Source organism: Pseudomonas petrae, from assembly GCF_021728295.1.
Lineage (GTDB): Bacteria > Pseudomonadota > Gammaproteobacteria > Pseudomonadales > Pseudomonadaceae > Aquipseudomonas > Aquipseudomonas petrae.
In genome coordinates, this window is sequence record NZ_JAKJXE010000004.1 from 14,392 (window position 1) to 35,651 (window position 21,260).

General features: G+C 61.9%; 21 protein-coding genes. 7 read left to right on the plus strand and 14 right to left on the minus strand.

The annotated features are described in order from the left end of the window. Positions 1-37 precede the first annotated feature (37 nt). The 4 genes from acnD to L4G42_RS07815 form a co-directional block, all read right to left on the minus strand. Positions 38-2,632 (minus strand): Fe/S-dependent 2-methylisocitrate dehydratase AcnD, encoded by a 2,595-nt coding sequence (gene acnD, locus L4G42_RS07800; protein WP_237254313.1) that lies wholly within the window; start codon positions 2,630-2,632, stop codon positions 38-40. Positions 2,633-2,694: 62 nt separating this feature from the next. Continuing rightward, a complete protein-coding gene (gene prpC, locus L4G42_RS07805; RefSeq protein ID WP_237254312.1) occupies positions 2,695-3,822 on the minus strand; it encodes a bifunctional 2-methylcitrate synthase/citrate synthase in 1,128 nt (375 codons plus the stop codon). 95 nt (positions 3,823-3,917) lie between these two features. Then, positions 3,918-4,808: a methylisocitrate lyase gene (gene prpB / locus L4G42_RS07810; RefSeq protein ID WP_237254311.1), complete on the minus strand. Its 891-nt coding sequence runs from the start codon at positions 4,806-4,808 to the stop codon at positions 3,918-3,920. Beyond that, positions 4,805-5,512, minus strand: a complete 708-nt coding sequence (locus L4G42_RS07815) for a GntR family transcriptional regulator (protein WP_237254310.1) — start codon at positions 5,510-5,512, stop codon at positions 4,805-4,807. Before L4G42_RS07815 ends, prpB begins: the two co-directional genes overlap by 4 nt. Before the next feature lie 296 nt (positions 5,513-5,808). Between L4G42_RS07815 and rloA the strand changes: the two genes are divergently transcribed. The 5 genes from rloA (at position 5,809) to L4G42_RS07840 (ending at position 11,678) form a co-directional block, all read left to right on the plus strand. Then, entirely contained in the window at positions 5,809-6,372 is a 564-nt protein-coding gene (rloA, locus tag L4G42_RS07820; protein WP_237254309.1) for a retropepsin-like aspartic peptidase RloA, read from the plus strand. A gap of 4 nt (positions 6,373-6,376) precedes the next feature. Continuing rightward, positions 6,377-7,927, plus strand: a complete 1,551-nt coding sequence (gene rloB / locus L4G42_RS07825) for an osmotic stress tolerance membrane protein RloB (protein WP_237254308.1) — start codon at positions 6,377-6,379, stop codon at positions 7,925-7,927. Beyond that, positions 7,927-8,895, plus strand: a complete 969-nt coding sequence (locus L4G42_RS07830; RefSeq protein WP_237254325.1) for an alpha-L-glutamate ligase-like protein — start codon at positions 7,927-7,929, stop codon at positions 8,893-8,895. Before rloB ends, L4G42_RS07830 begins: the two co-directional genes overlap by 1 nt. A 402-nt stretch (positions 8,896-9,297) precedes the next feature. Next, on the plus strand, positions 9,298-10,641 hold the full coding sequence (gene pabB, locus L4G42_RS07835) for an aminodeoxychorismate synthase component I (RefSeq protein ID WP_237254307.1): 1,344 nt from the start codon (positions 9,298-9,300) through the stop codon (positions 10,639-10,641). A 302-nt stretch (positions 10,642-10,943) separates the two neighbouring features. After that, positions 10,944-11,678, plus strand: coding sequence for a phosphoadenylyl-sulfate reductase (locus tag L4G42_RS07840; protein WP_237254306.1), 735 nt, complete (start codon positions 10,944-10,946; stop codon positions 11,676-11,678). 124 nt (positions 11,679-11,802) lie between these two features. Here the strand turns inward: L4G42_RS07840 and cysB are convergent, their stop codons facing one another. The 5 genes from cysB to L4G42_RS07865 form a co-directional block, all read right to left on the minus strand. Continuing rightward, on the minus strand, positions 11,803-12,777 hold the full coding sequence (gene cysB, locus L4G42_RS07845) for an HTH-type transcriptional regulator CysB (protein ID WP_122534560.1): 975 nt from the start codon (positions 12,775-12,777) through the stop codon (positions 11,803-11,805). A 151-nt stretch (positions 12,778-12,928) separates the two neighbouring features. Beyond that, positions 12,929-13,423: a universal stress protein gene (locus L4G42_RS07850; protein ID WP_237254305.1), complete on the minus strand. Its 495-nt coding sequence runs from the start codon at positions 13,421-13,423 to the stop codon at positions 12,929-12,931. 94 nt (positions 13,424-13,517) lie between these two features. Continuing rightward, the gene (locus L4G42_RS07855; RefSeq protein ID WP_065988518.1) at positions 13,518-14,438 is read right to left on the minus strand and encodes a 5'-nucleotidase; all 921 of its coding nucleotides are present in this window, start codon (positions 14,436-14,438) and stop codon (positions 13,518-13,520) included. A 46-nt stretch (positions 14,439-14,484) separates the two neighbouring features. Continuing rightward, positions 14,485-15,453 carry a putative 2-dehydropantoate 2-reductase gene (locus L4G42_RS07860; RefSeq protein ID WP_237259952.1) on the minus strand — a complete coding sequence of 323 codons (969 nt, stop codon included), beginning with the start codon at positions 15,451-15,453 and terminating at the stop codon, positions 14,485-14,487. A gap of 12 nt (positions 15,454-15,465) precedes the next feature. Then, on the minus strand, positions 15,466-15,801 hold the full coding sequence (locus L4G42_RS07865) for a YbbN family protein (protein ID WP_237254303.1): 336 nt from the start codon (positions 15,799-15,801) through the stop codon (positions 15,466-15,468). A gap of 304 nt (positions 15,802-16,105) precedes the next feature. Between L4G42_RS07865 and L4G42_RS07870 the strand changes: the two genes are divergently transcribed. After that, positions 16,106-17,182, plus strand: a complete 1,077-nt coding sequence (locus L4G42_RS07870) for a 3-deoxy-7-phosphoheptulonate synthase (protein ID WP_237259951.1) — start codon at positions 16,106-16,108, stop codon at positions 17,180-17,182. Between the two features lie 65 nt (positions 17,183-17,247). Here the strand turns inward: L4G42_RS07870 and L4G42_RS07875 are convergent, their stop codons facing one another. Continuing rightward, entirely contained in the window at positions 17,248-17,529 is a 282-nt protein-coding gene (locus tag L4G42_RS07875) for a GNAT family N-acetyltransferase (RefSeq protein ID WP_237254301.1), read from the minus strand. Between the two features lie 634 nt (positions 17,530-18,163). Between L4G42_RS07875 and oprI the strand changes: the two genes are divergently transcribed. Further along, on the plus strand, positions 18,164-18,415 hold the full coding sequence (oprI, locus tag L4G42_RS07880) for an outer membrane lipoprotei OprI (protein ID WP_003199355.1): 252 nt from the start codon (positions 18,164-18,166) through the stop codon (positions 18,413-18,415). A gap of 174 nt (positions 18,416-18,589) precedes the next feature. On the opposite strand, the gene L4G42_RS07885 is transcribed toward oprI, so the two are convergent. From L4G42_RS07885 to L4G42_RS07900, 4 genes are all read right to left on the minus strand, one after another. Next, positions 18,590-19,558 (minus strand): L,D-transpeptidase family protein, encoded by a 969-nt coding sequence (locus tag L4G42_RS07885; RefSeq protein WP_237259950.1) that lies wholly within the window; start codon positions 19,556-19,558, stop codon positions 18,590-18,592. An 83-nt stretch (positions 19,559-19,641) separates the two neighbouring features. Then, positions 19,642-19,938, minus strand: coding sequence for a hypothetical protein (locus L4G42_RS07890; RefSeq protein WP_065988524.1), 297 nt, complete (start codon positions 19,936-19,938; stop codon positions 19,642-19,644). 71 nt (positions 19,939-20,009) lie between these two features. Further along, a complete protein-coding gene (locus L4G42_RS07895; protein ID WP_237254299.1) occupies positions 20,010-20,474 on the minus strand; it encodes a thiol-disulfide oxidoreductase DCC family protein in 465 nt (154 codons plus the stop codon). Between the two features lie 174 nt (positions 20,475-20,648). Then, a complete protein-coding gene (locus L4G42_RS07900; RefSeq protein ID WP_237254298.1) occupies positions 20,649-21,254 on the minus strand; it encodes an arylesterase in 606 nt (201 codons plus the stop codon). Positions 21,255-21,260 lie beyond the last annotated feature (6 nt).

Consider the following 21,260-nt stretch of genomic DNA (forward strand, 5'->3'; position numbering starts at 1 on the left):
TATTCTTTCTTATATAGAGAGCAGAAAACGCGGCGGCTCAGGCGACGGCCGCGGATTCGAGGAAGTCCTGGGCGAAGCGTTGCAACACGCCGCCGGCCTCGTAGATCAACACCTCTTCACCCGTGTCGAGGCGGCAGGTGACCGGCACCTCCACACGCTCGCCATTCTTGCGCTGGATGATCAGCGTCAAGGTGGCCCCCGGGGTGCGCGAGCCAATCACGTCGTAGGTTTCGCTGCCATCGATGCCCAGAGTCAGGCGATTGGTGCCCGGTTTGAACTCCAGCGGCAGCACGCCCATGCCCACCAGATTGGTGCGGTGGATACGCTCGAAGCCCTCGGCGACGATGACTTCGACACCCGCCAGGCGCACGCCCTTGGCCGCCCAGTCCCGGGACGAGCCCTGACCGTAATCGGCGCCGGCGATGATAATCAGCGGCTGCTTGCGCGCCATGTAGGTTTCGATGGCCTCCCACATCCGCGTGACCTGGCCTTCCGGCTCGATCCGCGCGTAGGAACCCTGCTTGACCTTGCCGTTCTCCACCACCATTTCATTGAACAGCTTGGGGTTGGCGAACGTGGCGCGCTGGGCGGTCAGGTGATCGCCGCGATGTGTGGCGTAGGAGTTGAAGTCCTCTTCCGGCAGGCCCATTTTTTCCAGGTATTCGCCGGCCGCGCTGTCGAGCATGATCGCGTTGGACGGCGACAGGTGATCGGTGGTGATGTTGTCCGGCAGCACCGCCAGCGGACGCATGCCCTTGAGGGTTCGCTCGCCGGCCAAGGCGCCTTCCCAGTACGGCGGGCGTCGAATGTAGGTGCTCATCGGGCGCCAGTCGTACAGCGGCGCGACCTTTGGCCCGGTGTCTTCGTGGATGGCGAACATCGGGATGTACACCTGACGGAACTGCTCCGGCTTGACCGAGGCTTTCACCACCTGATCAATCTCGGCGTCGCTTGGCCAAAGGTCTTTCAAGCGGATTTCTTCGCCATTAGGGCCGAGGCCCAGCACATCTTTCTCGATATCGAAGCGGATCGTTCCGGCGATGGCGTAGGCCACCACCAGCGGCGGCGAGGCAAGAAAGGCCTGTTTGGCGTAAGGGTGAATGCGCCCGTCGAAGTTGCGGTTGCCCGACAACACCGCCGTGGCGTAAAGGTCGCGGTCGATGATTTCCTGCTGGATCAGCGGATCCAGCGCGCCGGACATGCCGTTGCAGGTGGTGCAAGCGAACGCGACGATGCCGAAACCCAGTTGCTCCAGCTCGCCGGTCAGCCCCGCTTCGTCGAGGTACAAGGCGACGGTTTTCGAGCCCGGCGCCAGGGACGACTTGACCCACGGTTTGCGCGTCAGGCCCAAGCGATTGGCGTTGCGCGCCAGCAAGCCTGCAGCGATGACGTTGCGCGGGTTGCTGGTGTTGGTGCAGCTGGTGATGGCAGCGATGATCACCGCGCCGTCCGGCATTTCGCCCGGGGTCTCCTCCCACGGCGCCGCGATGCCTTTGGCGGCCAGATCGGCGGTCGCCACCCGCGCATGGGGGTTGGACGGCCCGGCCATGTTACGCACCACGCTGGACAGGTCGAAATGCAGCACGCGCTCGTATTCGGCCGTGTCCAGGCTGTCGGCCCAAAGCCCGGTGTGGCGGGCGAAGGTTTCGACCAACTGCACTTGCTGGTCTTCGCGACCGGTCAGCCGGAGATAGTCGAGGGTCTGTTGATCGATGCTGAACATGGCCGCGGTCGCGCCGTATTCGGGGGCCATGTTCGAGATGGTCGCGCGGTCGCCGAGGGTCAGCGCGCGGGCGCCCTCGCCGTAGAACTCCAGGTACGCGCCGACGACCTTTTGCTGACGCAGGTATTCGGTGAGCGCCAGTACCACGTCGGTGGCGGTAATGCCCGGCTGCGGACGGCCCGACAGTTCGACGCCAATGATGTCCGGCAGGCGCATCCACGAGGCGCGGCCAAGCATGACGTTCTCGGCCTCAAGCCCGCCGACGCCGATGGCGATGACGCCCAGGGCATCAACGTGAGGCGTATGGCTGTCGGTGCCGACCAGCGTATCCGGGAAGGCGACGCCGTTCAGCGTCTGGATCACCGGCGACATCCGCTCCAGATTGATCTGATGCATGATGCCGTTGCCCGGCGGGATCACTTCGACGTTCTTGAACGCCTGCTTGGTCCAGTTGATGAAGTGGAAGCGGTCTTCGTTGCGACGGTCTTCAATCGCCCGGTTCTTGCTGAACGCGTCCGGGTCGTAGCCCCCGCATTCGACGGCCAGGGAGTGATCAACGATCAACTGCACCGGCACCACCGGGTTGACCTGCGCGGGGTCGCCGCCCATGTCGGCGATGGCGTCGCGCAAGCCGGCGAGGTCCACCAGCGCGGTCTGGCCGAGGATGTCGTGGCAGACAACGCGCGCCGGAAACCACGGGAAATCGAGGTCCCGCTTGCGTTCGATCAACTGCGTCAGCGAGGCCGTCAGCGTCGTCGGATGGCAACGGCGCACCAGGTTTTCGGCGAGCACTCGGGAGGTGTACGGCAGCGTGGCGTAGGCACCGGGTTTGATCGCATCGACTGCCGCGCGGGCGTCGAAATAATCCAGCACAGTGCCGGGCAGCGGTTTGCGGTATTCAGTGTTCATCGTCAGGACTCGATCACGGAAAAGTTACGGGTGGAGAGCCCCGTGGAACTCTCCTTTCCCCATCAGCGCTGCTCGATGGGCACGAACCTGCGCTGTTCGACGCCGATGTATTCGGCGCTTGGTCGGATGATGCGGTTGTTGGCGCGCTGTTCGAACACGTGGGAGGCCCAGCCGGTCAGGCGCGAGCAAACGAAGATCGGGGTGAACAGCTGGGTCGGGATGCCCATGAAGTGGTACGCCGAGGCGTGGTAGAAGTCGGCGTTGGGAAAGAGTTTCTTCTGTTCCCACATGGTCTTGTCGATGGCTTCGGAGACCGGGAACAACACCGTGTCGCCCACCTCCTCCGCGAGCTTTTTCGACCAGCCCTTGATCACCTCGTTACGCGGGTCGTTGTCCTTATAGATCGCGTGGCCGAAGCCCATGATCTTGTCCTTGCGCGCCAGCATCGCCAGGGTGCCCTGGGTCGCTTCTTCGGCCGACGAAAACTTCTGGATCATCTCCATCGCCGCTTCATTGGCCCCGCCGTGCAAAGGACCGCGCAGGGTGCCGATGGCCGCCGTGATGCAGGAAAACAGGTCGGACAGGGTCGATGCGCAGACCCGTGCGGTGAAAGTCGAGGCGTTGAATTCGTGCTCGGCGTAGAGAATCAGCGACACGTCCATGACCTTGCGGTGCAGTTCGCTGGGCGCCTTGTCCAGCAGCAGTGTCAGGAAGTGCCCGGCGATGGACACCTCGTCGGTGACGCAGTCGATGCGCTTGCCTTCGTGGCTGAACCGGTACCAGTAGCACATGATCGCCGGGAACGCGGCCAGCAGGCGGTCGGTGGAATCGAGCTGGTCAGCGAAACTGGCTTCGGGCTCGAGATTGCCGAGCATCGAGCAGCCGGTGCGCATCACGTCCATGGGGTGGGTGTCGGCGGGAATGCGCTCCAGCACTTCTTTCAGCGCCTGGGGCAGGTCACGCAGGCCCTGGAGTTTCTTCAGGTAGCCGTCGAGTTGCGCCTGGGTCGGCAGTTCGCCGTACAGCAGCAGGTACGCGACTTCTTCGAATCGGGCGTCGGCGGCGAGTTCACGCACGTCATAGCCGCGGTAGGTCAGCCCGGCGCCGGCCTGGCCGACGGTAGACAACGCGGTCTGCCCGGCCACCTGGCCCCGCAGGCCTGCGCCGCTCAATACTTTTGCTTCAGCCATTGCTGTCTCCAGTCTTGTAGTTGTGTGGGAATCGGCAATTCTTTCCAGTACGCAAGATGCTTTATCTGTAGGAGCGCGCCTGCACTGGGCCGTGATCAGCCTTTCTTTTGCGCAAACAGCGCATCGAGCTTCTGCTCGAACGCGTGATAGTCGATGCGCTCGTACAACTCCATGCGCGTCTGCATGGTGTCGACGACGTTCTTCTGGGTGCCGTCGCGACGGATCGCGGTGTAGACGTTTTCCGCCGCCTTGTTCATTGCCCGGAACGCCGACAGCGGGTACAGCACCAGCGCCACGTCGGCAGACTTCAGCTCGTCGGTGGTGAACAACGGCGTCGAGCCGAATTCGGTGATGTTGGCGAGGATCGGCGCCTTCACCCGCGAGGCAAACAGCTTGTACATCTCAAGCTCGGTGATCGCCTCCGGGAAGACCATGTCCGCGCCCGCTTCGATGCACGCGGCGGCGCGATCCAGTGCTGATTCCAGCCCTTCCACCGCCAGCGCATCGGTGCGCGCCATGATCACGAAACTGTCGTCGGTTCGCGCATCCACCGCCGCCTTGATGCGATCGACCATCTCCTGCTGCGAGACGATTTCCTTGCCGGGCCGGTGACCGCAGCGCTTGGCGCCGACCTGGTCTTCAATGTGCATCGCCGCTGCGCCGAACTTGATCATCGACTTCACCGTACGCGCCACGTTGAACGCCGAGGCACCGAAGCCGGTGTCGACGTCCACCAGCAGCGGCAGGTCGCAGACATCGGTGATGCGGCGCACGTCGGTGAGCACGTCGTCCAGGCCAGTAATGCCGAGGTCCGGCACGCCCAGCGAACCCGCCGCGACACCGCCGCCGGAGAGGTAAATCGCCTTGAAGCCGGCCCGTTGCGCCAGCAGCGCGTGGTTGGCGTTGATCGTGCCGACCACTTGCAGCGGATGCTCGCTGGCAACGGCGTCACGGAAGCGTTGGCCGGGAGTGGTTCTTGTGGTCATTGTTCACCTCGGGCAGTTGCAGCTTGAAAGTGCTGCTCAATGTTGCGTTTGGACGCGGCGATGTGCCGGCGCATCAACAGCTCGGCCAGCTCACCGTCACGCGCGGCGATGGCATCTAGAATACGGTGATGCTCGGCGAACGCCTGGCGCGGACGATTGGGCGTCGTCGAGAACTGGATGCGGTACATGCGCACCAGTTGGTACAGGTCATCGCAAAGCATCTGGGTCAGCGTGCTGTTGCGCGCGCCCTGGATGATCCGGTAATGAAAGTCGAAGTCGCCTTCCTGCTGGTAATAGCCGACGCCGGCCTGAAAGGCGCTGTCGCATTCGTGGGTTTCCAGAACCCGGCGCAGTTCGTCGACTTCTTCGACAGTCATCCGCTCGGCGGCCAGGCGACAGGCCATGCCCTCGAGGGATTCGCGAATCTCGTACAGCTCGACCAGTTCGGCATGGCTCAGCGAGACCACGCGAGCGCCGACGTGGGGGACGCGCACCAACAGGCGCTGGCCTTCGAGCCGGTGAATGGCCTCGCGCAACGGTCCCCGGCTGATGCCGTAGGTCCGCGCCAGCTCGGGCTCGGAGATCTTGCTGCCGGGGGCGATATCGCCCTTGACGATGGCCGCCTGAATACGGCGAAACACGTTCTCGGACAGCGTCTCGGCATCGACTGACGTGGCGGGCAGGATTTCTGCGGCATCTAACATTGTTGACACCTTAAGAGTGAATGTCAGCAAATCTAGCGAAATAAGCCAGTTCCGTCAAAGTTAAATGGGTAATTGTCGACAATCGTCTAAGGGCGACACATTTTGACGAAATGTCAGACGGCTCGCATCTGCGCCGCCCTTCGCCCGCGCCATAAAAGCTTCATGCTAGAATGCCGGCCGCCTCAGACCGCCCACGCGGGCAGCAGGCGGCTTTCGCAGGAGCGGCACCCTTGGTCAAACCAAAACCACATTTCGACGTCAAAGCAGCTCTTTCACCTTTTATCGCGCCTGGACTTATGAGCCGCCACCCTCTTCTCTTCCTCTTATCTCTGTACCTGCCGGGCCTGTTTCTGCCGGGCCTGCTTCAACCCGGCTTGGCCCTGGCCGCTGAAAAAACGGTGTATGGCCTGAACGAATACGCGGAGCTTGCCGACATCGACCTGCAGGTCGCGGCCAAGCTGGACACCGGCGCCAAAACCGCCTCCCTGAGCGCCCGCGACATCAAACGCTTCAAGCGCAATGGCGAATCCTGGGTGCGTTTTTACCTGGCCATTGACGACGCCCACGAACACCCCATCGAACGCCCCCTGGCCCGGGTCAGCAAGATCAAGCGGCGCGCAGGCGACATCGATGCCGATGACGACAAGAAATACACCGCCCGCCCGGTCATCAGCCTGGATGTCTGCATGGGCGGGGCGCTGCGCACCATAGAAGTGAACTTGACCGACCGCAGTGCATTCCAATACCCACTTTTGATTGGCTCCGAAGCCCTCAAGCACTTCGACGCGCTGGTCGATCCAAGCCTGAAATACGCAGCGGGCAAGCCTGCCTGCGTCACCGATGCTCAAACCGCAGAGTAACGACATGCGCTCTCTTACCCTCCATCTGAAGATCCTGATCGCGACCCTCGTCACGCTGGGCATCGCAATCACGGCTTATCAGATATTGGTGCTCGGCATTCCGGTGACCGAAGACGAAACCGACGACCTGTGGAACATCGACGCCAAGGTCGAGTTCGTCGCCAACCCGAAGGACACGGTCAAGGTGCAGATGTACGTGCCACCCCTTTCCCGGGATTACATCAGCCTCAATGAAAGCTTCATCTCCAACAACTATGGCGTGAACGTCAACCGCGCCGACGGCAACCGCAAGGTCACCTGGTCCGCGCGGCGGGCCAACGGCAATCAGACGCTGTACTACCGGCTGGTATTGACCAAGCGCTACAGCGGCGAAAAAGCCAAGATCAAAGGACCGATCTTCCGCGACAGCGTGGTGGTCGAAGGCCCGGAAAAAATCGCCGCCGACGCGCTGCTTGCGCCGATCCGACAGCATTCCGCCGACGTCGAAACCTTCGTCAGCGAAGCCATCAAGCGTGTCAACAATCTGAGCGACGACAACGTCAAGCTGCTGCTGGCCGGCGATACGTCGGTGCAGAACAAGGCGCGGATCACCGAAACCCTGCTGTCCATCGCCCACGTGCCGGTGGAGAAAGTCCATACCATCCGGTTGGTCGCCGATCAGCCGCAGTCGCCCGAACTGTGGCTGCGCAGCTTTAATGGCAAGGACTGGCTGTATTTCAATCCGGAAACCGGTGAAGCGGGCCTGCCCCAGGACCGCCTGCTGTGGTGGATCGGCGACGACAATTTGATCTCCGTCGAGGGCGGCAAGAAGGCCACGGTCAACTTCAGCCTGAACAACAGCGAGATGAATGCGATTCGTCTGGCCAAGCTGACTGACGAAAGCACCGACGCCGACTTCCTCGAATACTCGCTCTACAGCTTGCCGCTGCAAACCCAGCAGACCTTCATGATCATGGTGATGATCCCGATCGGCGTGCTGGTGATCCTGATCCTGCGCAACCTGGTGGGCCTGCAGACGCTGGGGACGTTCACCCCGGTGCTCATCGCGCTGGCGTTCCGCGAGACCCAGCTGGGCTTCGGCATCGTGTTGTTCACCATTATCACGGCGCTGGGCCTCTCTCTGCGCTCGTACCTCGAACACCTCAAGCTGCAAATGCTGCCGAGGCTGTCGGTGGTGCTGACCTTCGTGGTGGTGCTGATTGCCGCCATCAGCCTGTTCAGCCACAAGCTGGGCCTTGAGCGCGGGCTGTCGGTGGCGCTGTTCCCGATGGTGATTCTGACCATGACCATCGAACGCCTGTCGATCACCTGGGAAGAACGCGGCGGCGGCCATGCGATGAAGGTCGCCATCGGCACGCTGTTCGCGGCGTCTCTTGCGCACATCATCATGAGCATTCCAGAGTTCATCTACTTCGTGTTCACCTTCCCGGCAATCCTCCTGATTCTGGTGGGCTTCATGCTGGCGATGGGGCGTTATCGCGGTTATCGGCTGACCGAGCTGATCCGCTTCAAGGCCTTTCTGAAGGAAGACGCCGAGCGGGAACACCATAAATGATCGGCTGGTGGAAAACCTGGAAGGCGCTGGAAGCCAAGGGGATCATGGGCATCAACCGGCGGAACGCCGACTACGTGCTCAAGTACAACAAGCGCAGCCTCTACCCCATTGTCGATGACAAGATCATCACCAAGGAGCGGGCCATCGCGGCGGGCATTCATGTGCCAGAGCTGTACGGGATCATTTCCACCGAAAAGCAAATCGACAAGCTCGACACGATCATCGGCGGGCGCAACGATTTCGTTATCAAGCCGGCCAAGGGCGCGGGCGGCGACGGCATTCTGGTCATCGCCGACCGTTTCGAGGAGCGCTTCCGCACGGTGTCCGGGCGCATCATCAGCCACGACGAAATCGAGCATCAGATTTCCAGCATCCTCACCGGGCTGTATTCCCTGGGCGGCCATCGCGACCGCGCGCTCATCGAATATCGGGTCACGCCCGACCAGATATTCAAGAGCATCAGTTACGAGGGTGTCCCGGACATCCGCGTGATCGTGCTGATGGGGTATCCGGTGATGGCCATGCTGCGCCTGCCAACCCGGCAGTCCGGCGGCAAGGCCAACCTGCACCAGGGCGCCATCGGTGTCGGCGTCGATCTGGCGACCGGCCTGACGCTGCGCGGCACCTGGCTGAACAACATCATCAGCAAGCACCCCGACACCACCAATGCGGTGGATGGCGTGCAGCTGCCGAACTGGGACGGTTTCATGAAGCTCGCGGCAGAGTGCTACGAGCTCTGCGGCCTGGGTTATATCGGCGTCGACATGGTCCTGGACCAGGATCGAGGCCCGCTGATTCTGGAGCTCAACGCGCGGCCAGGGCTCAACATCCAGATCGCCAATGACTGCGGGCTTACTCACCGCACCGTGGCCGTGGAGAAGCGGCTGGAAGAACTGGCGGCGGAAGGCGTACACGAAAGCCCGGAAGAGCGGGTCAAGTTTGCCCAAGGGCTGTTCGGGCACGTTTGAGCATTTGCCGGCCGATCACGCCGTTCGGTGTTCCGCGACAAACTGACGGCGGTCACACCGGCCCTTTCCCGGCTAAAGCCGGTCCTGCCAGATACCGCGTGCAGTCAGTAGGACCGGCTGGAACTCCGACGGTAGGACCGGCTTTAGCCGGGAATGCGTCAGGCGTCGCACCGCATACCCAAGTCGAAGATTGCCCACCGCAACTGCATCCGGCGTCGTCTGCGGACGTGGACATGGCGGCACAGACGATGGACTTCCACCGGCGCTTTTTCGATTACGCGCTCACGCCGGAGGATGCCCAGAAAATTCTGCACGGTGAGCCGCGGGCGATTGCCCCCTAGGACTCGACCTTGGGGAAGACTACAATCGCCGTCCTCGCGCACTGACTGACCCACGCCTCGCATGCCAACTTGCTCCGTACACCCACTGCTCTATGACGCCGACCCCAGCGGTTACTTCGCCCGCGTGCGCGTTGCCCCGGGCGCCGTGCTGCTGGACAGCGGTCGCCCGACGGCGGACCGTGGCCGCTTCGATCTGCTCAGCGCCTGGCCGCTGGACACCCTGCAGCCGGTTGCGGACGAATCCGGCCCGGCCTTTCTTCAGCGCCTGCGTGAATCACTGGCCCGCCTCGGTGAAGCCGATCTGCCGGAGCACTGCGCGCTGCCGTTCGCCGGCGGATTGATCGGCTATCTGGCGTACGACTTCGGCCGCCTGTTCGAACCCCTGCCCGATCAAGCCATCGATGACTTGCACCTGCCCTCCGCGCGGCTGGGGCTCTACGCCTGGGCGCTGATCAGCGATCACCACGAGCACTCCAGCCAGTTGGTGTTTCACCCCGCCCTTGATCACGCCGAACGCCTGCGGCTGATCGCGCTGTTCGAGCAACCGGTGGCGCAACCGGACGCATCGTTCAAGCTGACAGCGCCCTTTGCGACGGACATCAATGCCGAGCAGTACCGGCAGGCCATCGAGCGGATTCACGCCTACATCCAGGCCGGTGACTGCTATCAGGTCAATTTCGCCCAGCGCTTTCGCGGGCAGTACCTCGGTGATCCGTGGGCGGCGTATCAAGCGCTGCGAGTGGCCTGCCCCACGCCGTTCGCCGGGTATCTGGCCCTGCCTGAGGAAGGCGCGGTGTTGAGCCTGTCGCCGGAGCGGTTCGTCAAAGTCAGTCAGCGGCAGGTCGAGACCCGGCCTATAAAAGGCACGCGTCCGCGCGGGCGCGATACCGTTGAAGACGCCGCATTCGCTCAAGAGCTGCTCGCCAGCGACAAAGACCGCGCCGAGAACCTGATGATCGTCGACCTGCTGCGCAACGACCTGGGGCGCACTTGCCGGATCGGTTCGGTAAAAGTGCCGGAGCTGTTCAGCCTGGAAAGTTATCCCAACGTGCATCATCTGGTCAGCGCCATCACCGGCGAACTCGCCGACGGTAAGGACGCGCTAGACCTGATTGGCGGCAGTTTTCCGGGTGGCTCCATCACCGGCGCGCCGAAGATCCGCGCGATGCAGATCATCGACGAACTGGAACCCAACCGCCGGGCGCTGTATTGCGGCTCGTTGATGTACCTGGACGTGCGCGGCGAGATGGACAGCTCCATCGCCATCCGCAGCCTGCTGGCAAAAGAAGGCCAGATCGCCTGCTGGGGCGGCGGCGGCATCGTCGCCGACTCACAGTGGGAAGCGGAATATCAAGAGACCTTCACCAAAGTGCGGGTGTTGATGCAGACGCTAGAGGGGTTGTAAGCGGCAGATCCCGCTCATTGATGGACTGCGCGCTTACGCAAATCGTCGGGGCTACGGTGGCCTAACGGGGCGTGAGCCTACGCAGATCCGTAGGAGCCGGCTTGCTGGCGAATGGGACGTGGCAGTCAATACCGTAACGTCTGACCTTACGCGTTCGCCAGCAAGCCGGCTCCTGCAGACAGTGGCCACCTCCGCGTGTCCCCCTCCGCGCCATTGCTTTCAGCCAAACGCCCCGAATTTTTTTGTTACCATCTGCGCCATTACGAGCGCCTAAGCGCCAGCCCTGATTAGGAAGCCGCCTGATGAACCACCCTTTCGACGTCGACGACATCGCCGCCACCTTCGCTAACAAATCCCCGTCCGACATCCTCAAATTCGCCTTCCAGCACTTCGGCGACGACCTGTGGATTTCCTTCAGTGGCGCGGAAGACGTGGTGCTGGTGGACATGGCCTGGAAAATAAACAAGAACGTCAAAGTGTTCAGCCTGGACACCGGCCGGCTGCACCCGGAGACCTATCGTTTCATCGATCAGGTCCGCGAGCAGTACAAAATCGACATCGACATCGTCAGCCCGGACCGCGAAAAGCTGGAGCCGATGGTCAAGGAAAAGGGCTTGTTCAGCTTCTATCGCGACGGCCATGGCGAGTGCTGCGCAATCCGCAAGATCGAGCCGTTGCGCCGCAAGCTGGCAGGCGTCAGCGCCTGGGCCACCGGTCAGCGCCGCGACCAGAGCCCGAGCACGCGCAACAACGTCGCAGTGGTGGAAATCGACAGCGCGTTCTCGACCCCGGAGCGCACGCTGTACAAATTCAACCCGCTGGCCCAGATGAGCAGCGCCGATGTGTGGAATTACATCCGCATGCTCGAACTGCCCTTCAACACGCTGCACGAGCGCGGCTTCATCAGCATCGGCTGCGAACCCTGCACGCGCCCTGTTCTGCCAAATCAGCACGAACGCGAAGGCCGCTGGTGGTGGGAAGAAGCGACGCAGAAGGAATGCGGGCTGCATGCGGGGAACATGATCGCCAAGTCCTGAGCACACACCGAACTAATGTAGGAGCGCGCTCGCCCGCGATTGCGATGCACCGGTCACACTGAGGTGACTGACAGTCAGCAATCGCGGGCAAGCGCGCTCCTACAGGTTTGGCGTGCGCAGCCTGTCAATGCTCCGGCAGTTCAACCCCGGCAAACAGCTCTTCCAGTTCCTGTTTGTTGTGGCACTGAATGGCTTTGGCCATGACGTCGCGGGTCAGGTGCGGGGCGAATTTTTCGATGAAATCGCACATGAAGCCGCGCAGGAAGGTGCCACGGCGGAAGCCGATCTTGGTCACGCTGGCTTCGAAGAGTTCGCTGGCGTCGAGCACCACCAGATCGCTGTCCAGCTTCGGGTCGACGGCCATCTTCGCGACGATGCCGACGCCTAAGCCCAATCTCACGTAGGTCTTAATAACGTCCGCGTCGGCAGCGGTGAACACCACCTTCGGCGTCAGGCCACGATGGCTGAATGCTTCGTCGAGCTTGGAACGGCCGGTGAAACCAAACACGTAGGTCACGATCGGGTATTCGGCCAGAATCTCCAGGGTCAGCTTCGGCACCTTGGTCAGCGGATGGCCCTGGGGCACCACCACGCAGCGGTTCCAGGTGTAGCACGGCATCATCACCAGATCGCCGAACAGTTCCAGCGCTTCCGTGGCGATGGCGAAATCGACGGTACCGTCGGCAGCCATTTCGGCGATCTGCATCGGTGAGCCCTGGTGCATGTGCAGCGCGACGTCCGGGTACTGCTTGATGAAATTGCTGATCACCGGCGGCAGCGCATAACGCGCCTGGGTGTGGGTGGTGGCGATGGACAGCGTGCCCTTTTTCTCGTTGGAGAATTCCTGGGCAATCTGCTTGATGCTCTCGACTTTGCGCAGGATCTCGCCGGCGGTGGTGATGATGCGTTCGCCTGCCGGGGTGACGCGGGTCAGGTGCTTGCCGCTGCGGGCGAAAACCTCGACGCCCAACTCGTCTTCCAGCAGGCGGATCTGCTTGCTGATGCCGGGCTGCGAGGTGTAGAGGCTTTGCGCCGTCGCCGAAACGTTGAGGTCGTGGTGCGCCACTTCCCAGATGTAGCGCAGTTGTTGAAGCTTCATATGTATCCCTCAAAGCCGGAAGACGCCACGGGCATCAGCGACGGTATATAACTGGATTATTGGTCAGGAAGGCAAAGCTAGAACTTTTTATCACTTTTACCCGGTAATGGCACGCAGCTTTTAACGCCCTTGGCACATTCCCGGAACGCGATCACGTTTGTGCACGCCTTTGCAGCATCGGCACCATGTACACCGGCACGTCGGACAGTTGCAGGACCCGCGCCGCCGTTCGGCCAATCGGCGTATCGCCCTCCCCGCCGTGACTGCGACTGCCCACCACCAGCAAGTCGACGCCGAGCAGGCGCGCCTGATCGAGTATCACGTTGGATGGGTCGCCCTGGACCACGCGAACACTGCGAATCAGCGCCAGGTCCTCATGCCCCTCGCCCAGTTCCTCGCGAAAACTGGCCAGCACCCGCGCCTCAATGCCGTCGATCACCGTGTTGACACCCTCGCTGTGCAGCTCTTTGAGCACGTCTGCGGCCAGGTAACTCTGCAGAACGGACTCAGCGAACAAGCCCATCGGCTCCACCACATGCACGACATGCAATTCGGCATCGAAGGTCCGCGCCAGCACCAGCGCGTGCTGCAGCGTATACGGCGCATAAGCACCGAGGTCCGTGGCGTAGAGCATCGAGCGGATCATGGGACCCCCGGTCAGCCTTTGAAGTGAAGACTTAATCAGCGTAGCAGCGCGCCGCGCACTCCGACGGCCGACTGCTGCTTTTCGGTCTAACGCCTCAGGGTTTTAGCTCGTTGCTGATGCCGTGGGGCACGTGCCCGGTCGCCACGACTTCGCGCGCGCGCTCACAGTGGCCCGGCTGGTCGTCGAAGAACACGTCTGCAGCGAATGCCTCCAGAAACGCCGACTTGTCCAGGCCGCCGAGAAACAGTGACTCATCCAGACGGATGTCCCACTCGCGCAGGGTACGAATCACCCGTTCGTGGGCGGGGGCTGAGCGCGCGGTGACCAGCGCCGTGCGAATCGGGCAGGACTCTTCGGGGAATTCGCGCTGCAGCGCGTTCAATGCCGCGAGAAAGGGTTTGAACGGCCCGCCGGGCAAGGGCCGTCGCGCCGCTTCGCGCTCGTTGGCCTGGAACGCCTCAAGCCCACCGGACTGATACACGCGCTCGGACTCATCGGAAAACAGCACGGCGTCGCCGTCGAACGCGATGCGCAGCTCGGCACTGGCCGCGCGACGGGCGCCACCGGAGAGGATGGTCGCGGCGGCGAAGCCAGCGTCCAGCGCACTGCGCACGTCTTCGGCGTGGGTCGACAAAAACAGATGACTGCCGAAAGCGGCCAGATACGGAAACGGACTGCGCCCGCCGACGAACGCGGCGCGGGAAATGTCGAGGCCGTAATGCTGAATCGAATTGAACACGCGCAAGCCGGTGTCGGCGCTGTTGCGCGAGACCAGCACCACTTCCACCCGGGACTGGTTCAGGCTGGCGTTCAGACTGAGCAGTTTTTCCACCAGACGGAACGCATCACCCGGCTCGAGGATTTCATCTTCGTGGTCGATCTGGTACTGACGGTAGGCCGCGACCCCGCTGGCCATATAAACGTCATGGCTTTCCCGCAAATCAAACAGCGCCCGCGAGGAAATCGCCAGCACCAGCTTGCTCCCCGGGGTTTTAACGTTCAGCTCGGTGCTCATCAGTCTTCCTTAAAGCGGGAGGTGGGCAAGCGCACGGCAATGGCCGTCAACGATTGCCGCGATCAATAAACGCCAGCCCGTGATACAGGGCGCGCACCTTGGGCATGTCGCAGCCGGCGGCGAGCGCAGCCGCGAGGGGCCGGGCGTAGATGGCGTCGAGTTCCAGCGGGCGTTTTTCGGTAAAGTCGTGGTACATGCTCGGCCGGTAATCCGGCATATGACCGGTGACCTTGAGCAATTGCTCGGCGTAGCCCTCCGGCAGCACGTGCCCACACGCTTCGGCACCTTGCACCACTTCCGCCATCAGGCCCTGGATCAGCGCGCGGCTGTCGGCGTCGGCCATCAGCGGCGTGGTGCTAGCGTTGAGCAGCACGGAAAGCCCGTTGTAGGGCACGTTCCACACCAGTTTCTGCCAGCGCGCCTTGTCGAGGTTGTCCATCGCCACGGAGTCAATGCCAGCCTGGTGAAACAGCGAAGCGCCCTGCTCGACCCATTCCGCGCGCGTAGCCGCGTCGGCCGGCCCGCTGTGGTAGCCGATATTCACGGCGCCGAAGGCCTGATGGGTGATCTGCCCCGGCCCTGTGCGATGAACGCAGACGAAACACAGGCCACCCAATAGATGCAGGGAGTCGGGTAGCTCGGCGCGCAATTGATCCTCAACACCCAACCCGTTTTGCAGCAGCAGAACCTTGGCCTCCGGCGCCGCAGCCTGAACAATGGCGGAGGCCACCCCGCCATTGCCAGTGGTCTTTGCGCCGATCAACAACCAGTCGCAGGGGGGCATATCGGCGGCGGAGGCGTAGGCCTGAAAATTGTCCAGCGCCAATTGGCCGTGCACCTGACTGTCCACACGCAGGCCGTTGCGGGCGACGGCATCGAATTCGCTGCGCAGCAGAAAATGCACATCGAAGCCGGCCCGGGCCAGCATCACGCCATAGAAGCCGCCGATCGCGCCGGTGCCGATGATGCCGATCCGGGGTTTGGTTGTGCTTTCGCTCGCTGCTCTTTCGCTCATAGAAACTCCGCTTCAGGGTAATTCGTCTGGCGGCGTCGCCAGCGCGTGTGCCAAGCCCGTGACGATGGCCTCGGCGGACATTTGCGTGCGAAGGGGCCCGAAGAAGGCGCCGTCGCGCACCACAAACATCGCCGGCAGATGAAACACGCCATAGCGCTGCACCGCGCCGCCGTTCTCTTCGGCATCGATCCAGCACAGGCGGTCCAGCGGCAAGGATTGCTCGGGCAAATGGTGCCGGGCCCAGCGGCAACTGGAGCAACCCAGGCTGGTGAAAATCAGCAGTGAGACGCCGGGCAGATTGAGAAGTTGCTGGTCGAGGTCGAAGTCCGTCAGTTGCAATTGATCCACGCGCGTCTCCTCTGAATGATGATCGGGTGATTGAATGTCCGTCGCCGGCTTCGGCAGGACCGGCTTTAGCCGGGAATCCCGGTGTATCAGTGGGACCGGCTTTAACCGGGATTATCTATCGTCCCGTTCCGCCGCCCGAAACAGGTCAGACAATGCCGCAACCGTTGGACGAAAGCCACGTTTACCCATTGTCGAACCACCGGCTAACGCGCTAAGGTTCGGCTCCCCCGTTGCGCTCAATCATGCTCGGCTCCGCCGCACGGGGACGCTGGCGGCCAGCATCCGTGACCTGATGAGTAACACGATGGCTGATTTACCGATTGACGACCTCAACGTTGCCTCCAACGAGACACTGATCACCCCGGATCAGCTGAAACGCGAAATCCCGCTGACCGCCGCCGCCCAGGCCACTGTCAGCCAGGGCCGCGAAGTCATCCGCAACATCCTCGATGGCAAGGATCACCGCCTGTTCATCGTGATAGGGCCCTGCTCGATCCACGACCTCAAGGCCGCCCACGAATACGCCGATCGCTTGAAAGCACTGGCTGCCGAGGTGTCCGACACGTTGTATCTGGTCATGCGCGTCTATTTCGAGAAGCCACGCACCACCGTCGGCTGGAAAGGCCTGATCAACGATCCGTACCTGGACGACTCTTTCAAGATTCAGGACGGTCTGCACATCGGCCGCCAATTGCTGCGCGATCTGGCCGAAAAAGGCCTGCCGACCGCGACCGAAGCGCTCGACCCGATTTCGCCTCAGTACCTGCAAGACCTGATCAGCTGGTCGGCGATCGGCGCGCGCACCACTGAATCCCAGACTCACCGGGAAATGGCCTCGGGCCTGTCCTCGGCAGTCGGCTTCAAGAATGGCACCGACGGCGGCCTGACCGTGGCGATCAACGCCTTGCAATCGGTGTCCAGCCCCCATCGTTTCCTCGGTATCAACCAGGAAGGCGGCGTGTCCATCGTCACCACCAAAGGCAATGCCTACGGTCACGTGGTATTGCGCGGCGGCAACGGCAAGCCCAACTACGATTCGGTCAGCGTTGCCCTGTGCGAACAGGCGCTGAACAAGGCGAAGATCAAGCCGAACATCATGGTCGATTGCAGCCACGCCAACTCCAACAAGGACCCGGCACTGCAACCGCTGGTGATGGAGAACGTTGCCAACCAGATTCTCGAAGGCAACCAATCGATCATCGGCCTGATGGTCGAGAGCCATCTGAACTGGGGCTGCCAGGCGATTCCCAAAGACCTCGCCGACCTGCAATACGGCGTGTCCATTACCGATGCCTGCATCGATTGGGAAAGCACCGAAAAAACCCTGCGCAGCATGCACGCCAAGCTCAAGGACGTACTGCCCAAGCGCCAACGCGACTGACCGGCCCGCAGAAACGACAACGCCGAGCACATGCTCGGCGTTTTTCTGTGTGAAGCGCGGTTGGGTCAGATCTTGGCAGCCTGCCGCTGGTTGCGCTCCATGTAGCGCTCCACATAGGAGCACGAAGGAATCACGGTGTAGCCGATCCGGTCGGCGTAGTCGAGGGCCACTTCGGTCAATGCTGCCGCTATCCCCCGTCCGCGCAATTCGTTGGGAACAAACGTACGGTAGATATCCAGGGTCTCTTTACCCAGGTCCATGTACGTCAGATAGGCACGGTAGCCGTCGATGTTGACTTCGAACTGGTGACCGGTCTCGTCATGGTGGATGGACAACGCCTCGCTCATCACTACTCCTCGCGGGTCTTGGAATTGGACCCTTACCTTATCGACATTTTCCCGGCGAAGGAACCTCTACAGGCAGTATGAAAACTATTGGCTTGTGCAATAGAGCCTTCTGCAATAGAGATGACTGCGCCACCCCGTGCCGTTTGGACACCACGAAGAGCATCGCTGTTCTCAAACAATTTGAGCACAGGCAAATAGTAGGCGCCCTGAGCAAGTGCGCTCAAGTGAATCAACTGTTAATTGCGCTGCCGCACATCTGACCGCGTAACGCATGGAACCTGTTATCGCCGACGAATGTCCATTGAGACGCAACGCCGGGACCCAAGTCACGTGAAGGTCAATTAAACCGCCCTCAAAGATGCGCCTGTCACGATAATCGACTATACAAAAAAGGTCGCCAACATTGCGAAGTCGGCTGGACCTGAGTCGCCTGACAGACGCCTTCGCCCGAGGTTTTTCCTGGGCGAAGAAAAAGCGTGAGGAGTCGCACGGAACACGTTCAAACCCAAGAATTTTATGCAGATGTTGCGCGCGGTCCGTTTACTTACTACAAACAATGAGTAAGATGTACGCCGGTCGTTTTCTCACTCTCGAGAGATGACTAATTTGATAGAAGTCCTTTAAGGGGAACACGATGAACAACGTTCTGAAATTCTCTGCTCTGGCCCTGGCCGCAGTTCTGGCTACCGGTTGCAGCAGCGCATCCAAAGAAACCGAAGCTCGTCTGACTGCAACTGAAGACGCAGCCGCTCGTTCGCAAGCCCGTGCCGATGAAGCCTACCGCAAGGCTGATGAAGCTCTGGCTGCAGCTCAAAAAGCTCAGCAAACTGCTGACGAAGCCAACGAGCGCGCTCTGCGTATGTTGGACAAGGCTAGCCGCAAGTAATAATCCCTCGGGATTATTGATAAGCCGACCCGTTAACGGGTCGGCTTTTTTATTGCCCGGCGTTTGCCGGCGGCCTCTTCAGGCGGTATTTCTCGGGCAATAAAAACCCGCCCGCCTGCGCAATGAGCGCAGGACGGGCGGGCATCAGCACCGCCCTGGTTCGCAGCGCGGGGATTATTGCAGCGTCATCGGCGCGCCGCCCACCACGGGCGCCGGCGTTGTCGGCACGGCAATCTCGACCGGCATGCCGTCTCCGGCAGCGACCACGTCCCGCACTTCATCCCAGTTGATCCGCAGGCTGTTGGCCAGGTCTTCGCGCTTGAGCAGTGCGTTGATCACGGCCGTATGCTTGTCGACCACCGACGGCTTGCCGCTCTCGTCCAGCGGCGTGTGCGCTTCGAGGTAGACCTTGCCGCCGCTTACGCCAAATTTGTACGGCTCGCTCATGATGCGCACAGGGGTGCCCACCGGGACCATGTCCGCCATTTCCAGCACATTGTTGTTGTACATGCGGAAGCAGCCGTGGCTGGTGCGCATGCCGATGCCGAACTTCTTGTTCGAACCGTGGATCAGGTAGCCCGGCAGACCGAGGCCGAATTTGAACGGGCCCAGGGGGTTGTCCGGCCCGGCCGGCACCACGTTGGGCAGGATGTCGCCGTCGGCGGCGTGCTCGGCCTTGACCGAGGCCGGCGGCGTCCAGGTCGGGTTCGGTGTTTTGGCGGTGACCTTGGTCGTGGAAACCGGGGAACCCCAGCCCTCGCGACCAATGCCCAGCGGAAAGGTGTACACCACGTTCCGGCCTTTCGGGTAGTAGTACAAACGGTACTCGGCGAGGTTGATGACGATGCCTTCGCGCGGACCCGGCGGCAGGATGAAACGCGTCGGCAACACCACCTGGGTGCCTGCGCCCGGCAGCCAGGCATCGACGCCCGGGTTGGCGGCGATCATTTCCAGGTAGCCCAGGTCGTAGCGGGTGGCCAGGTCAGCGAAGGTGTCTTCGTACTTGGCAGTCACGGTCTGCACCTGGCCGATGATGTCTTCACCCGGCGGCGGCAATGGAAACTCCAGGGCGGAGACGGGGCCTGCCGCGCACAGCGCAGCGAGCGACAGACAGCGGGCGAAAGCTGGAATGCGCGACAACATCCGGAGAATCCTTGGTAAACGGAAGGCTTGATTGTGCGCGATTGTACACGCACGCCTGCACGTTCGGGAGTGCTCGCGCGCCCTTAAACGCCAGCTTCCAATTCCGGCCAGATGGGGTGCCAGCCGCGCCGTTGCGCGTCGATGATCGCCCGGCACAGCGGGCACAGCCGCTCATCCTGATAAACCGTCTGCTGCACTTCCGACCAGCGCGGCTGGGCGGGCAGCAAGGTGCCGCACAACGTGCGGTCGGCGGAGCCTGCCAGTTCGAGCTGGCGAGCGACCAGATGCACAAGGATTTCCTGGCACGCGAACAGGTCGAGCTGTTCGTCAGGCTCGATCAGTTGATAGGCATAAAGGGACCAGGCAGGGCGGCGCGGCATCGGGGGCTCCAGATCGGGGGCGCCACATTAGCCGAAAGCCCCGGTCCGGAAAAGGCCTGCAGGCCTTTAAATCAGCGGTTTTGGTCTGAAGGTCTGGAAACCGCGCAGCGGCCGTCGCGGCATCGACGGCTGCCCTCCGGATGAGGCAACCACGCCAGATGGGGACGCCAGCGGCAGAACAAGCGATAACCGAGGTTCAGCAAGGGCCTCAGTGGCCGCCACGACAGCGGCGCAGCCCAGATGCCAAGCCCGGCTGCGCGCCAGCTCCAGAGGGTGGCGTCGAGCCCCGTAACCCAGGTGCCATCGTCGAATCGGGCATGCAACAACGACTGCATCTGCTCATGGGTGAATCCGAGCGCCCGGGCATCAAACCCCTCTTCGCTGATGTCGACGAAACTCAATCGCGCTGGTGTTTCGTCTGCGCCTGCGGACACGTGCGCCGATGCATGGGAACGCAGGAGCTTGATCTCCCGCGCACAAAGCGGGCAGTCACCGTCGAAGTACAGCGTGAGAGGCCACTGCTCTTTCTTGTACATCTTTTTGGTCCTGTATAGGTTTGTTCCACCATAGGCGCAAACCCACGTACTGACAATGAGCAGTCCCTCGCACCTCATGTCTGACGCCCCGCCATTCCAGGAAGAAGACGCAGCAATCTGCACGGTTCGAAGTATGGCGCCCTGCCTGGATCAGCCCGATGTTTGCGGTGGCGACTAAAGCAACGGTTTGAGCACCGGCCACACGTTATCAAGCAAGTAAGGCTGAGCAGGTACATTGGGGTGAATGCCGTCTTGCTGCGTCATGTCAGGCCTGCCGCCAACACCTTCCAGCATGAACGGCACCAGCGCAACATTAGTGGCTTCGGCGACTTTCGGGTACACCGCCGCGAAGGCCGTGGTGTAGCGCTCACCGTAGTTCGGTGGGATTTTCATGCCCAGCAAGAGCACCTTGGCCCCCGCCGCTTTGGATTGCTCAACCATGTCGGTAAGGTTTTGTTGCAATTGCGCAGGCGGCTGCCCGCGCAGGCCGTCATTACCGCCCAGTTCGAGGATCACCAGAGCCGGTTTGTGCTCGGCAAGCAGCGACGCCAGCCGCGCCTGGCCTCCGGCACTGGTGTCGCCGCTGACCGACGCATTCACCACTTTTTCGTTGAAGCCTTCCTTCGCCAGACGCTGTTCCAGCAGGCTGACCCAACCCAACCGGGTATCCAGGCCGAAAGCCGCGCTGATACTATCGCCAACGATCAGCACCGTGCCTGCCATCGCGCCTTGTGATACCAGCAGCAAACCCAGGCCAGCACTTAAAAACCACGCACGCATCGGATT